The sequence below is a fragment of the Pirellulales bacterium genome (assembly GCA_036490175.1).
Taxonomy (GTDB): Bacteria; Planctomycetota; Planctomycetia; order Pirellulales; family JACPPG01; genus JACPPG01.
In genome coordinates this window covers 56,357-71,093 of record DASXEJ010000227.1, presented here as the reverse complement: position 1 = coordinate 71,093, position 14,737 = coordinate 56,357, and the positions used below count along the sequence as shown (strand labels likewise).

General features: G+C 60.7%; 11 protein-coding genes. 6 read left to right on the top strand and 5 right to left on the bottom strand.

Annotated elements, in window-relative coordinates:
- Positions 1-20 precede the first annotated feature (20 nt).
- A complete protein-coding gene (locus VGG64_16570; GenBank protein HEY1601219.1) occupies positions 21-2,003 on the bottom strand; it encodes a hypothetical protein in 1,983 nt (660 codons plus the stop codon).
- A gap of 341 nt (positions 2,004-2,344) precedes the next feature.
- On the opposite strand from VGG64_16570, the gene VGG64_16565 reads away from it, so the two are divergent.
- The gene (locus tag VGG64_16565) at positions 2,345-3,745 is read left to right on the top strand and encodes an HD domain-containing protein (protein ID HEY1601218.1); all 1,401 of its coding nucleotides are present in this window, start codon (positions 2,345-2,347) and stop codon (positions 3,743-3,745) included.
- A 124-nt stretch (positions 3,746-3,869) separates the two neighbouring features.
- Positions 3,870-5,297 carry an adenylosuccinate lyase gene (gene purB, locus VGG64_16560; GenBank protein ID HEY1601217.1) on the top strand — a complete coding sequence of 476 codons (1,428 nt, stop codon included), beginning with the start codon at positions 3,870-3,872 and terminating at the stop codon, positions 5,295-5,297.
- Positions 5,298-5,404: 107 nt separating this feature from the next.
- Here the strand turns inward: purB and VGG64_16555 are convergent, their stop codons facing one another.
- The gene (locus VGG64_16555) at positions 5,405-5,905 is read right to left on the bottom strand and encodes a Fur family transcriptional regulator (protein HEY1601216.1); all 501 of its coding nucleotides are present in this window, start codon (positions 5,903-5,905) and stop codon (positions 5,405-5,407) included.
- Positions 5,906-6,243: 338 nt separating this feature from the next.
- Positions 6,244-6,522, bottom strand: coding sequence for a flagellar biosynthesis anti-sigma factor FlgM (locus VGG64_16550; protein ID HEY1601215.1), 279 nt, complete (start codon positions 6,520-6,522; stop codon positions 6,244-6,246).
- A gap of 811 nt (positions 6,523-7,333) precedes the next feature.
- Here VGG64_16550 and VGG64_16545 point away from each other — a divergent pair.
- A complete protein-coding gene (locus tag VGG64_16545; protein HEY1601214.1) occupies positions 7,334-8,401 on the top strand; it encodes an EF-hand domain-containing protein in 1,068 nt (355 codons plus the stop codon).
- Between the two features lie 353 nt (positions 8,402-8,754).
- On the top strand, positions 8,755-8,964 hold the full coding sequence (locus VGG64_16540; protein HEY1601213.1) for a hypothetical protein: 210 nt from the start codon (positions 8,755-8,757) through the stop codon (positions 8,962-8,964).
- 25 nt (positions 8,965-8,989) lie between these two features.
- Here VGG64_16540 and VGG64_16535 read toward each other — a convergent pair whose 3' ends face one another.
- Entirely contained in the window at positions 8,990-10,174 is a 1,185-nt protein-coding gene (locus VGG64_16535; GenBank protein HEY1601212.1) for an LptF/LptG family permease, read from the bottom strand.
- Between the two features lie 491 nt (positions 10,175-10,665).
- On the opposite strand from VGG64_16535, the gene VGG64_16530 reads away from it, so the two are divergent.
- A complete protein-coding gene (locus VGG64_16530; GenBank protein HEY1601211.1) occupies positions 10,666-13,113 on the top strand; it encodes a phospholipid carrier-dependent glycosyltransferase in 2,448 nt (815 codons plus the stop codon).
- A gap of 30 nt (positions 13,114-13,143) precedes the next feature.
- Here VGG64_16530 and VGG64_16525 read toward each other — a convergent pair whose 3' ends face one another.
- Positions 13,144-13,590, bottom strand: a complete 447-nt coding sequence (locus tag VGG64_16525) for a Dabb family protein (GenBank protein ID HEY1601210.1) — start codon at positions 13,588-13,590, stop codon at positions 13,144-13,146.
- 225 nt (positions 13,591-13,815) lie between these two features.
- On the opposite strand from VGG64_16525, the gene VGG64_16520 reads away from it, so the two are divergent.
- Positions 13,816-14,670, top strand: coding sequence for a DUF480 domain-containing protein (locus VGG64_16520; protein HEY1601209.1), 855 nt, complete (start codon positions 13,816-13,818; stop codon positions 14,668-14,670).
- Positions 14,671-14,737 lie beyond the last annotated feature (67 nt).

Genomic DNA, 14,737 nt, shown 5'->3' with positions numbered 1-14,737 from the left:
CTCGCAGCGAGTGCCATCCGCTATTTCAGCTTTTCCAAGGCATCTGGACTCGAGGCCAGGTTTTTCTCGGCGCTCTCTTTGCGGAACAGGAATCCGACCACGACCCAGCCGTTCTCCTCGGTGCTGATGTACGTGCCACCTATGCCGATGTAGCGGCGCGCGACTTGGTAGTCCGGCAGCTTGCTGCCGTCGAACTTCGGTTTGCGGAAAGTGCCGTCGGACTCCTCTTCCTGGGCCGAACGAATGATTTGCGCGAGCACGGTCTCAGACTCGGGCAACTTGCCAGCCTTGAACAGATCGTAGGTGATGCGCAGTTGTTCATCGGCACGCGTGAAGTTGCGGATGCAAATCTGTTTGGCGCCCAGCTTCTTCAACTCGTCATTGACGCGCTGGAAGTCCCCTTCGTTCTCCAGCCGGTCCTCTTCGCTAACACCGGCCAGAATCTTTTCCAGGAAGTCGACGTGCGACGAGATGAACAAATGACCGCGCGCCACGGCGACGGCCGCGTTCGGCAATTGCACCGGCTCGTCGTCTTCGTCGGCCATTTTGGCGCGGAAGCCACCGGCCTGACCCGCCTTGGGCTCGGTCGCGTCCTTCAGGGCCAGAGCATCTTTGTCCCCTGTGATGTCTTCGTCCGGGCGCTCGACGACTACGGCCGCGACCGCGTCGTCCTCGGCCTTCATCTCCCAGATGATGTAATCCTTGAAGACACGCTTGATGACGTTGTTGTCCGTCTCCAGCGACTTTTGTACCGCGGCGGCCAGGGCCGGCTCGTTGGTCGTTTCGGCCGCAAACGCAAATCGCTCGCTGCTGGGCGTAATCGGCAGCTTGTAGTCCGTAATTACGACCGCGCGCGTTCCTAAGTGCCCGATCAGGTCCTTGCGGATGTCGATGCCCGGGCCGTTTGGATCGTCGCGGACGCTGTCGATCGTGTCGTTGAAGGTTCCTTCCGAACCTTCGCCGAATAGTTCGTCGAAGAGCGTGCTGAACCGCTCGAAGGCAGTCTTGATCTCCCAATTCATGCTCGTGAACGTCACGACGTCACGTGGCACCCAGGCGGGCGGAGCCGTGGGGCTGGAATTCGGGAAGGAGAGCATGCCCATTGCTTTTTCGAAGGGCTTGGGAGCGTACACGGCCGTGCGGTGCAGGATCTCGTACTCGCCCAACCCTAGATTGATGTAACCACCCACCCCCTGGATCGCGGCGAAGCCTTGGTTCCGGAGCATCTTCAGGTTCTTGAGCCGCTTGTCGTTCCCTTGGGCACGGACTTCGGCCACCCCCAATGGATCGATGTACCAGCGCACGTCGGGGGCCAAATCTCCGGCCGCTTCGGCGAGCCGCTTGGAAACCGATTGATAGGCCGCCAGCGTGACCAGGCTATTGGCTTGCTTGCCTTCGACGCGGGCCAGCACATCGGCCAGAGCCTCGATGCTGTCGGCCCCAGCCAACAGGCCGTCGCGCAGGAAGTACACCACGCGGCGGGCCTCCTGACGATCTTCCTTGGCCGGCAGATCGTAGATCGTAAGCTGCGTGCCGGCGATGGTCTTGTGGCTTTTCTTGGCCCGCTCTTTGGCAAGATTGCGATCCGCTTTTTCCAGCGTCTCCTGGGCCTTGTCCTCGTTACCCGTGACGTCTACCAGCACCACGATGCCCGTCTTACCGGTCGACGTGCCGACGATCGCGCCGCTGAACTCGCCGCTAGCGATGTTGTGCAAGTCATCGATCGAGAGGCCGATCCGCTCGTGGTTTGCCAGCCACTTGTCGTCCAACTGTCGGCGCAAGTCGTCGGCGAACGGTTTCATGACCGGATCTTCGATCAACTGAAACAGTTGCGTCGTTTCCCAATGTGCTTTGAGCTGAGGTACGTGGGCAACCGAGAAGAAGGCCTTGGCCGAGTCTGGGTACAGCGTATCGCCCGCCGGGACCGCCGCCGTAGCGACACCGACTGGGCTGATTGCCAGACAGACAGCCGCCGACAGCGACAAAACAGACCTGATGAGCACAGGCACCTCCCTAGCTGGTTTCCGCCTCAGTGTTCCGTTGCGGCCTTGCGACCGCCGGCAATATCGTCAAAGCCCCGGATTTTACCGCCTGGGTAATTTCGCTACCAGAGCGAAGCTTGCGCAGTCTGGGCGACATGGGAAACTCATTCAGCTCGCACCCCGAGCCGCACGCGATTCGATCGCCGATTGGCGACGCTATTCCGATGAGCTGCCACGGATCGACACCTTAGGTAGCTTCCTCGGAATAAAAGTCTGTTCTCCTTGACTAATCCATACAGAATTCAGCCCGGCGCGGTAACGACCGATGGACGCATGCTGGGGATGGCAGCATAATTCGCGCCATGCGCGATTATCCCCACGAAGGTCTCACTCACGATCCGCTGCACGGCTACATACCCTTTACGTCGGGAGGCGCTGCTAGCGAGACTTGCGAGCGACAGCTGATCGACCATCCATGGCTGCAACGTTTGCGTCAAATCCATCAGCTGCAAACCGCCTGGTGGGTTTTTCCGGCGGCGGAGCATACGCGGTTCCAGCATGTAATCGGGGTGATGCACGTGGCCAGCCGCGCGGCAGCCACTTTGTACGATAGCCTGGCCGAATCCTGTCCCGATGTTCCCAGCCGAGGATACGTCGAAAGTCTATTGCGCCTAGCGGGCTTGCTGCACGACGTCGGGCACGGTCCGTTTGGGCACTTTTTCGACGCCCATTTCCTGGCTCGCTTTGGTCATACGCACGAGACGATCGGCAGCCAGATAATTTGCAATGAGCTAGCAGACCTGATCCGCGGCGTGCGGCGCAATCCGCATAGCTGCCTGGCCGTTGGCGAACAACTCGACCCTGTCCAGGTGGCTTACCTGATCACTCGGCCCACAGCGGCCACGGATGCCGCCGCGCAGGCGCCGCGCTGGCTGCAATTCTTGCGAAGTCTGTTTTGTGGCCTGTACACCGTCGACAACATGGACTTTGTGCTCCGCGATGCCTACATGTCTGGGTATTCGCTGCGCGCTTTCGATCTCGATCGGCTATTGCACTACACATTTTTCAGCGAGGCAGGGCTGACGATTCACGCCCGCGGCGTGCCGGCGCTAGTACGTTTTGTGGCGGCGCGGGCCGAATTGTTTCGATCGCTCTATTTTCACCGCACGGTACGTGGCATAGACCTGACGTTGTCCGATCTGTTTGCTGATGGCGGAGATTACCTGTTTCCTGGCGATCCCGCCGAGCGGCTCGCCGAATATCAAAAACTTACGGAATGGTCGCTGCTGGTCGACGTGACCCGCTGGCCGGACAGCACCGACGAAAAGCAGCGACAGTTGGGGGAACGCTGGCGCGATTTACTCAATCGGCGGCTACGCTGGCGAATGGCCGCCGAGCGGACGGTATTCTTCGATCCCGCGGCCGGCGAACAGGGGAGCATCTTCAGCCGGCCCGATTTCTTCGAGCGTGCGTTGCGCGATGCGCTTCCCGCAACCTTGCGGGACATCCCGCTGCGCGTTGATTTGGCGCGGCACGTCAACCGGCCGGGCACGCGTGGACCAGCCGCGGGGCAAAACTTTTTGTTCGATCCAGCGCGTGACGCCATTCGGCCACTCTCGGACAGCGAGCTATTTCGGCAGATCCCCTTCAGCTATCGCATCTGCCGCGTGTACTCGGAAACGCACGAGCACGACGAGGTGCTGGCCGCCACGTTGGATGCCCTGATCGGCCCCACCGCCGCCGACGATGCCACCAATATGTAATTTCAGCATTCGCGCTGGTGGATACTGCGGACCATCATATCGGCCTCTGCTGGTCCCCTGACATTCTTACGGCTAGCGGGATAAAATGGGCGTTTACGACAGCCTCTATGCTGGAAAATCTGACATGTCCCACGACCAGTACGACAATCCTCTTGTGGCTCGCTATGCCTCGGCAGAAATGTCCCGGCTGTGGAGTCCGCAGCGGAAATTTCGCACCTGGCGTCAATTGTGGGTTGCCCTGGCCGAAGCCGAATCCGAGTTGGGACTGCCGATCACTGCGGCGCAAATCGCGGCCCTGCGGGCAAAGATCGACACGATCGATTTCGACGCCGCAGCCCGTTACGAACGGAAGCTGCGCCACGACGTAATGGCTCACGTACACGCCTACGGCGACGATTGTCCCGAGGCGCGGGGAATCATCCATCTGGGCGCGACAAGCTGCTATGTGACCGACAACACCGACCTGATCCTGCTGCGCGAATCGCTGGAGCTGTTGCGATCGCGGCTCGTGGCGGCCATCGATCGACTGGCCACGTTCGCCGTGCGGAATCGCAGCCTTGCGTGTCTGGGGTTCACACACTTTCAGCCGGCGCAGCCCACCACAATGGGCAAGCGCGCCTGCCTGTGGGCCTACGACCTGGTGCTTGATCTGCACGAAGTCGAGCATCGTCTGTCGACGTTGCAGGCGCGCGGCGTAAAAGGAACCACCGGCACCCAGGCCAGTTTCCTGGAGTTATTTGCCGGCAACCATGACAAGGTCAAGGAACTGGAACGACGCGTGGCTGCGAAGATGGGCTTTGCCGCATCGTACCCTGTCACGGGGCAGACCTATTCGCGCAAAGTCGACGCCCACGTGCTGGCCACACTGTCGGGCATCGCACAGAGCGCCCAGAAGGCGGCCACCGATTGGCGCCTGTTGCAAAGCCGTAAAGAGTTGGAAGAGCCGTTCGAGCAGGATCAAATCGGTTCGTCGGCGATGGCCTACAAGCGCAATCCCATGCGGTCGGAACGGATCTGCGGCCTGGCGAGGTTCGTGATCGGCCTGGAGGGAAGCGCCGCCGAAACCGCTGCCACGCAATGGCTGGAACGGACGCTGGACGACAGCGCCAATCGCCGTCTGACGTTGCCGCAGGCGTTGTTGGCCACGGATGCGATCTTGATCCTGTACGAAAACGTTTCCGCCGGCTTCGAAGTCTATCCGCAGGTGATCGCCAAGCACCTGGCCGAAGAGCTCCCCTTCATGGCCACCGAGAACATCCTGATGGCGGCCACCAGCGCCGGCGGAGACCGCCAGGACCTGCACGAGCGGATTCGCCGTCACAGCCAGGCCGCGGCCGCGGTGGTGAAGCAACAAGGCCGGCCCAACGACCTGTTGGAACGCCTAGGCAAGGATACCGCGTTCGCCGGGGTGAATCTCGAAGCGGCCCTCGATCCGGCGCGATTCATCGGCCGGGCGCCCGAACAGGTCGACGAGTTTGTGGAATCCGTCGTCGCGCCGATCCGCACGCGCTATGCCAGCGCGATTCGCACACGAGGAACCGTCGAAGTGTGACCGGGCAGGGACAGGGTCGGCGCCAATATAGTCGACACCAATGACTTTGGCACCAATGCCATCCGCACTGCGTACGGAGACTGACGCGACCCGAACCGCTCGCGGAACTAGATCAAGTCCAGCCGGCGGGTTGGTCGTTTCGGGCGGCTGCACTCGGCGCACAGGCCAGTGATAATCAGCCGGTGACCCAAGGCCCGAAACTGGTGCTTGCGCGCTACGGCCTCGCGAATTTCCTTCACTTCGTCGCTGGAAAACTCGATCAGCTTGTCGCACTTTTCGCAGTGCAGATGATCGTGCTGGGGATAGCCGTAGTCATGCTCGTAGACCGAGCGGTCGTTGAGGACCATTTTCCGCAGCAGCCCAGCGTCGACCAACTCGGTGAGCGTGCGGTAGACGGTCGGCCGGCTGACCGACTGGTCGCCAGTATGTTTGCGGAGCTCGTCGAGCAAATTGTCGGCGTCGAAATGCTCGTGATGGCTGAACACGTGCTCGACGATAATACGCCGCTGCTGCGTGACCCGCTTGCCACGGCTCTGCAGAAACTCTTCGAACCGCTCCAATGGCGTCGAACTGACGTCCACGGATCCGAGGGAATAGTCGTGGCTCATGAAAAAGGCTTCCGTCGGCAACTCATGGGCACTTAGTCTCGCCCCGCAGGCCAACTGGCACGCCCGCCAGGCCCCCAGCAGCCCAGCGGTAATCGGGGTAACCCAATTCTAGACTACGGGCCGGGCGAAACAACCGGGCCCCCGCACGCCCGACGTGCGGTCACCGCGGTTCCCGGCGTAGGCGACGCAAAAAACTTCGCCTTGCCCGGCCTTGAAATCGAAGGTGCATTCGCAAGTTGCCCTTCTCAGCAAACGAAGGTGGCCGCCGTCCTGCGACGCGCCGCAGGCCGACAGCCACTGGTCAATCTTCGTTTATTGTGAAAGCCGGAGTTCGGCTACTAGGCAATCTCGTCCAGCAATCGCTCGACAGCCATGTCCAACTTCTCGGCTGTGTCGTAATTGCCCTCGGCGATTTGCGCGCGGAGCTGTTGAACGCGGTCCGCACGGATATCGGGCAGCTGAGCAGACATTTCCAGCAGTCGCCCGGCCTCGGAGATGTCGACTACGTCCGTCGCGCCGCCAGACCGCATGGTCTGATGGGCGGAATCGAGTCGAGCCGCGTGCGGGGCATTGATGGACTGCGGACCGTGAACGTGAGTAGCGCCGTAGATTTGCATATCTCTTCTCCCATCAAGGGGTACGCCCACCGCACAATGAGCCTGGCGCCTTACAGCGCGCGATAGGCCACTTGGGCAGCAAACGCACAGCCATTCGTGTATTGAGCCGGAATAAGTCGCCAGCTTGACTTGAACGATAAGCACTCTCGCGGCTTAGCTCACCTGTTCCTGCGGCCGGTCCGAAAGGACCTCTGAAAGATTTGTCGTGGCCGACTGAACCTCTTTGAGCTAACACTCTCCGCCAAAGGTTGATCGTTCGATTTCAAACTACTGCCGGCGCCGCATTCCCTGTCACGTTGGCATGACCTCGCGGGCACGGAAACTCTCTGCACCCGTCTCATCGGCCAACGTGCGGCGGTCAGTTGAACCATTCCTCCATGAACCTGTTTTGTCACAGCGAGCGTGCGGTGGCACGTGTGCTGACTTTGCCGATCTCAGAGCGGCTGTTGATTTCGCGCATCACGCCGGACCCGCGATTGCGGCCAGAACGATGCTTCCTTGCAACGCCGCTAGAATTCGGCAGCGCAATAACTTGCACTACCGGAGTGTTCCTCTGTTAACTGTTACGACGGTTGTGTCACGAGTGTTCGATCGACGGGACGGAAATAATCAGGCGAATTCTAGGAGATGAGCCGGTCCGAAACAAGATCGCCCAAAGTTCTACCATTGTTAGCCTTACGGTCACCCGAATAGCCGGGGGCCTTGGGGCTTTGCCGCAGCCTGCGAAACTTTCAGGCATGGCGATGGTTTCATGCTAACTGGGGGATTTATAACCTCCCTGGTGCTCTTCGAAAGCTTGTGCTGGGACGCCATGTACGCGATTAGCTATTTCCTAAGCCCTTCTCGGCTCCGCGGTATCGCCTTGCTGGCAGCCGTGCTAGCCGCGCCAGCATGGGCCTCGGCCGATGCACCGCCGGCGGGCGAGAAACCTAGCGAACAAAAGAGCGCCACACTCTTCCAGCGACTTGATGCGAACTCGGATGGGTTTATCACCCTGGACGAGATTCCCCAAGAGAAACAGCGACTTCTCCAGCGGCTCGTGCGCAGCGCCGATGCCGACAAGGACGGCAAGCTCAACGCAGACGAGTTCTCTGCCGGGCTGAAGGGTTCGCAACTCGCCAAATTGGCCATCCAGCCAGTCGATGGCTCCCGCGGACCGGAGGGACGTACTGACGGCTTTGAAGTGGGCGCGCTATTCAACCGCTGGGACGCCAACGGTGACGGCAAGATTACCGCGGCCGAAGTTCCCGATGAGCGTCGCGAGGGCTTTTCACGATTGCTGGAGCGAGCGGATTCCGATAGCGACGGAGCGCTCTCGCGCGGCGAATTCGACAAGGTCCGCGACCTGGTAGGTGCGCGCTTGGCAAAACTCTCTGCCGCGACGGACACGGTCGAAGGATCGGCCGCCGCAGCTGTCGCCAAAGGCAATGCGCTGGCAATGGCGCCAAAAGGCAAGGCTCTAGGCGCGGCAGGCAAAGCGTTGGGCGCCGGGAGCAATGATCAGGGTGCCGCGGTCGTCTTTCAAACACTCGATAAGGACGGGGATGGAAAGCTTTCTGCCGAAGAGATCAGCAAGGCCGCGGATTCGCTGGCCGCGCTCGACAAAGATGGCGATGGCTCGATCACCCTCGCCGAGCTGCAGCGGGCGCAACCGCAGCTGCCCGTGGCGGCCGCCGCTGGCCCGAATGCCGGCAAGTTGTGGCAACGGCTATTGGCTGGCGATAAGAACCGAGATGGCAAGTTGAGCGAAGACGAGCTGCCGGAACGCTTTCGGCGGGGATTCAGTCGCCTCGATGCCAACGGTGATGGAACAATCGATCAAAACGAATTGGCAACCGGGTTGGAGCGTTTTCGGGGAGGCGCCGGCAAGGCGGAATAACCGTGAAATGACCGCCGCGGTTGGCTTGAGGGAGTGCGGCAAACGCCCCTCCCTTTTTGCCGCAAGGCCGATCGCCCCCTGGTTTTTGTGAAAGTGTCGAGACGAGAGCCCGGCCGGCTTTGCTTCCCCGAACAGCAAGACGGTTTGGGCTCTCGGCTTTTTTTACCCCAGCGCCGCTTCTGGCCGATTTTTCCGCTTCGACCTGTAGCGAACCAGAACGGATTGCGCTTGTCTTTCGTAGTAGGGGAGGAGAGACGGTCGGATATTTCGACCATTCCTCACCGGGCCAGGGCACACGGAAATATGGGCCACGGGTCGCCAAGATCAGCCGCATTCGGGGGGAGGGACGGGCCATGCGTAAGCCGAAGACCGATTTCAATCACGGATATCTCTCGACCGCGGTCGAGGCCGAAGTCGCTCAACTGACGGCCGCGGAGGAACAAGCGCTCGTCGTATTCGGTGACTGGATGGACGGCGCGCTAGAGCAGTTGGTCGCCCGCTGGATTCACCTGGCCGCCCCGAATGCCTCGCGGCGCGAGCGTGCGGCGCGTCGCCTGAGCTAATTGCTAATCTTTCCGGTACGTTCTGCTAGAACCGGACGACCCTGCGCATCAGCCAGATGCCCCACAACGCCAGAATGACGTTGCCTAGCCATACGCTCGACGGGGGCAATACGCCGTCCTTGGCCGCGTCTACGCCGTAGATCAGCAACGGATAGTACACCACCAGGATCGGCAGGAAGCAGGCGAAGAAGCTGGTGAAGATGTCCGAGTTGCGCAGGCGAATCGCCATCGGTGCACCGATAAGTACGAAGAACAGGCAGCTGAAGCCGTTGGCCCAACGTCGCGGCGGCTCGGTATAGAACCGGGACAACTGTCCTTCGAGGAACTCCAGGTTCTTCCGCTCTTCCTCCCAGTGCGGATTCGCGAGCGCCGCGAAGTCGCCGGTGGCCAACAGATAGGCCGCGCGTGCCGACATGTCCTGCCGGGTCTGATTGATGATCCCTTGCTGCCAACGAATCTCGGCAGGAACGTCTTTCATGGCGACGTGAGCCGGGTGGTGCTTGGTTTCCTGCTTGCCGCTGGCATCGTGCAGTGGGATCTCGCGTTCCTCGGTGTCGAAGTGGTAACTGTTCTGCTTGGCCGCGTGCAGGATGCCTTGCCGAAAGACGATGGCCAGGATGTTGCGCTGCGTATCCTTGTGCAGTTCCGCTTCCTGGGCCGTGATCGTCAGCGGAGGATTCTCGCCCGTGGCGGCGAACGTGACCACGGGCTTAACCAGCTGCCGCCCGTTGACCCGTTGCACGTTGATGGAAAATCGATTCGAGTTAAACGACTTCTGCCGCTCTAACATGCCGTAAGCGATGTCATCGATGGCTTCGATGGCGACCCGCTGCACGTTGTTAAAGCCCCAGGAAACGGCCACGTCATTCAGCCACACGCAGACCAGGCTCATCAAAAAGGCGAACACCAGGGCAGGCCACAGGACCGTCATGGGGTTGATGCCGAGAGATTTAATCGCCACGATCTCGTTCGATCCCGACATGCGACCGTAAACGATCGAAGTGGCAAACAGCATGCTGCCCGGCAGCGCAAACAATAGCGCATTGGGAAGAATAAATGGCAGCATTTGCAGGACATGGATCAGCCCTAGGCCCTGGTCGACGGCCTCCTTGGCCACGCCTGCTAGCATCATGATCGTTGTCAATGTGGTGACGGTCACCAGGAAGACCTTGACGAATTCGATCAATACGTAGCGTGGCAGCAATCGCATCGCGGGAGTCTCGCGACAAGCCAACATATGGTCAAGGGCAGCATGGCTCGTCGAAAAATCCTAAGTCGGCAGCGGCCAACCGGCGTGGTCGCCAAGTGCGAAATGTGGACAAACCCGGGCAGGGGCCGCGCGTCGCGCATCTATTGACACTAACGGCGAACCTCACCTATACACCGCCACTCGCGCCGCGCGATGCGCCGATGCGTGGTATGACAATGTTGTCATTTGCGGTCTCGACTTATTGATATTCGCGGCTGAGTCATCGTGCCAGATGCTAGCAGCCATTTCGCTCGGCGGAACAAAAGGACCGCGGCCATTTTTCCTTGTGCTTGCCTTTGGCTCTCCCCTTCGCAGGGGAGTGCAATGGGTTATTAATCTCTCGTGCCACCGGCGAATTTGACATGCGGCATCAGGCTGGTCGCGCGGAACACGACCACGCCATTCATTGTCTAATAAGCCATTCAACCGAGGAACGCATGGAGGCGTCGGGATTGAAGCGGACACAAGCCACGGATTCAGTGACAGCCGGAGGGCCGACTAGCGGCACCGCGCCGGGCATCAGCATCTCGCTGGTACTACCAGTGGCCCGTGCCGAACAGAGCGTCGCTGCGCTCGTGCAATCGACCGAGGAAGCTCTGGCTCGGCTGACAACGGATTACGAAATCCTGCTGGTGGGCGATGGCCATCAACAAGACGCCGAGCTGGCCAGGCTGGCCGCTGCAAAGCCCGCGACGCTTCGCATCCTGCACGCGTCACGCCCGCTGGGCTATGGCGAAGCCCTGCGGACAGGGCTGAGTGCGGCCACAAAAAGTTACGTCGGGATCGTTGCGGCCGATACGCAATTGGCCCCCGAAGACGTCAACTGGCTGGCCCAGCTGGCTCCCCGCTGCGACGTAATCTGCGGTTACCGCATCGATCGCCAAGACAATTGGCTTCGCCGCACGGCGTCCAAGGCCTACAGCATGTTGGCGGATCTTCTGCTGGGGACCAATGTGCGCGACTGCAATGGCGCGCTCAAATTATTTCGCCGGGAAGTGCTCGAGCAACTCGCCCCACAATCAGACACGCTGTTCATCAACGCCGAGTTGCTGTCCAAAGCGCGCCGGCAGGGCTTGGCGGTGGTCGAAATCGACGTTGCGGACCGGAAACGTGCCGCTGGCGCGCCGCCTATTGCGCCGCGGCAAGCGCTTGCCTTGTTGGGAGAGTTGGCCGCTTCGTGGTGGAACACGATCATGTTTCCGACCGCGGACACAGGGCCCAACGACGCGAACTCGACAGTGTGCCCCTGGCATGTAGCCTTGTTGATGGTCGTGGCGGTGTTCTTCCTGTTCGCGCGGTTGACGTTTCCACTGATCGAACCGGACGAAGCCCGTTACGCACTGATAGCCACAGGAATGCTCGATTCGGGCGACTGGCTGATCCCCACCCGCGAAGGGACGCACTACCTGGACAAACCGCCGTTATTGTATTGGCTGACATTGACCAGTTATCACATTCTGGGTGTCCATGACTACGCGGCCCGCATGGTCACGGCATTGGCCGGGCTGGGCACGATACTGGCAACGTTCTGGATGGGGCGACGTTTGGTTGGGGAACGGGGTGCCTTGCTGGGCGCCTTGATGCTGCTGCTATCGTTCGGCTTTGCACTGTCGAGCCGGTTTCTGATCATGGACGGGCTGCTGGCCCTCTTTACGACGGCCACCATGCTGAGCCTGTATTTGGCTACCCGAGGTCCGCGTTTGCACGCCGGCTGGTGGCTATTTGCCTCGCTCGCCTGCGGACTGGGCGTGATGACCAAAGGACCTGTCACCCTGGTGCTGACCCTGCCTCCGCTTGTTGCTTCGCGCTGGTTGACGCGCGAGGGGGCCAAGGTGCGTCTACGAGATTGGGCGTGGTTCGGCGCCGGGATCGCCGCGATTGCCTTGCCCTGGTTCATTGCGGTTGCCATTCGCCAGCCTGGTTTTCTCAGGTATTTCTTCTGGGAACATCACGTCATGCGCTATACGACCAACCTGGTTCACGTCGAACCGTGGTGGTTCTATGGCATGGTGCTGGCGATCGGCATGTTTCCGGCGTCACTGCTGCTGCCGATCTTGGCCGGCTACCTGTTTCGTCGCACGCCGGCCTTGTTGAACTGCCGCACGCGCTCTCAGGGTTACTTGCTGCTGTCTGCGGTGTGGATCATCGGGTTCTTTTCACTGTCCACGGGCAAGCTGCCGCCGTATATCCTGCCTGCCCTGCCACCATTGGGTCTCTTGCTGGGAGCCATGCTGGACTTGGCAATAGCGACACCAATCAATGACACGTTCATGACGCGCATGCGTCGCTGGGTCCCCTTTCACGGCACGCGCCTGGCGTTGATCGGCGGCGTGATCCTGGGAGTAGCCGATTTCATCGTCGACGGGGGAGAATCCAACCAATGGATCGAATGCTCCCTTTTAGTGGTAGGGTCCATCGTGCTGTATTGGTATGTTTCGCGCAGATCCTTCGCCAACAATCCGGCACGTTGGTGGTTTGCGGCGGCTGTGCCGTTGGCATTAATGGTCGTCGGCTTTGTGGATATTTATCCGACGATCGCTACCAAGCGTTCGCTGGCGGCGCAGGTCGCGCAGTTTCGCGGCGAGGGAAACAATGGCAAGACGCCGATCATTTGTTATGGGCGGTACGAAGACAGCCTGATGTTCTACAACCGCGATACCGAAATCCGCCTGTTCAACATCGAGCAAGTCGATGAGATCACGGCCTATCTGCGCGCTCATCCGCGCGTGCTGATCCTGTCGCAAGAGGACTATGTCCCCACGCTGCGGGAGCAACTCGCCGAGGAAGTGTCGATTAACGAACGGGAGTTTTCGCGCGGCAAGCTCTTTCTGTCCGTTTCGTCCGTGGCGAACGGTCAAACAGAATTGTCCGCCGGCGCGAAGGACAAGCCCCGCCGTTGATGTCGCCGCACATTTTTCAGCCGAGGGCGACTACTTGGCAGCCTTGGCGTCGTCTGGTACGGCCACGCGCTCGACATCGGCGTCGAAAACCCGCACGCCTTTGAACTTGGTGAGATTCTCTGCGACGAACTTTTTATGCGAGGCCGAGTCGGCATATGCATGGAAGGCCGCGTGGTCACTGAAGACCATCAAGGCGACAACGTCGAATTCGCGGTCGTTCAAGCCGCTCTTGATCTCGTCGCACAACGTGCCGGCCGAGAAAAAGACAAGGCCCGGATGCTGCGACAGGTGCTCTTTGCAAGCGGCCACTAGCTGCTGGCGCGCGTCATCGGATGGCTCCTTCAGCGCGAAGTATACGCTGTGTGACAACAGCGTAGAGTTCTTGCCGGCGGAATTCGCCGCGACGGCCGCACCCCACGCATAGCTCAAGCAGACCAACACCGACAGGACGGAAAGGACCGCAACAGTTTTTTTCATGATGGATTCCTTTTGAGGGCGCTACGCGGGTGACGGAGAGTGGCTCATCGTCAAGACAAATCCAGTCCAGAACTTACTCGCCCGACACGCCTGCCGAAAGGGTCTGCTGCGCGGAATCGAGACGGCCGACGATCTCTGGACGCTCGTCGCGAGGCATGGCATAAAGAGTGCCCGCCGGCGCAACGCTTGAATCCTGCCGCCGGCCGCCTGCCAAGGACCAGCAACATGTCGAGCACCAACACCGATTCCGCATCCACGGCGCCGCGCTGGCAGCCGATTGCCGCCATCGATCGCCGTGTCTTGGGCGTGTTGGCTGAGAAGGCCAAAACCACTCCCGACACCTACCCTCTTTCCCTTAACGGGTTGGTGACGGGTTGCAATCAGAAGAACAACCGTCATCCGCTCACGCAATATGAGTCTGATCAGGTCGAAATGTCGCTCGACCGGTTGCGGGCTCTCGGCGCGGTCGCCGCCGTGCAGGGGAGCGGCCGCGTGGGCAAGTACCGGCATTACCTTTACGAATGGCTGGGCGTGGACAAGGTCGAGTTGGCAGTGATGGCCGAGTTGCTGCTACGCGGTGCGCAGACCGAGGGCGAGCTCCGCGGCAGGGCGGCACGCATGGATCCCATCCCCGACCTGTCGGCCCTGCGCGGGATCATGGATTCGCTAAGGTCCAAGGGGTTGGTTCAAAGCCTGACGCCCGACGGGCGCGGCCAGATCGTCAGCCACGCGCTCTATTTGCCCGAAGAGATGGACAAAGTCCGTCGCCAAATTGGCGATCACTCGGGACCACCGCCCGGCGAGCCTGCGCATGCCGAGGGGGCGTCACCGCGGAGCATAGCAGCTCCCACGCCGCGCAGTGAATCGTCCCAGGTAGCGCAGGGTCATGCCGCTGTCGCGGCAGCGACCGTCGGACACCGATCGTCGGCTGGCGATACCGAGCTTGCTGCACTTCGTCGTGAAGTCGACGAGTTGCGCTCGAGTGTCGCCCAACTGCGTTCAGACCTTGCCGATCTGGCCAGCCGCTCGCAGACCAATAGCGACGAGTTGGACCGCCTCCGCCAGGTATTGGGCGAGTGAACCGATCAGGGCTGCGCGTTATAAATGAGTATGGCGAAGATCGGCCGACTGTGGCTTTCCCCTGGCG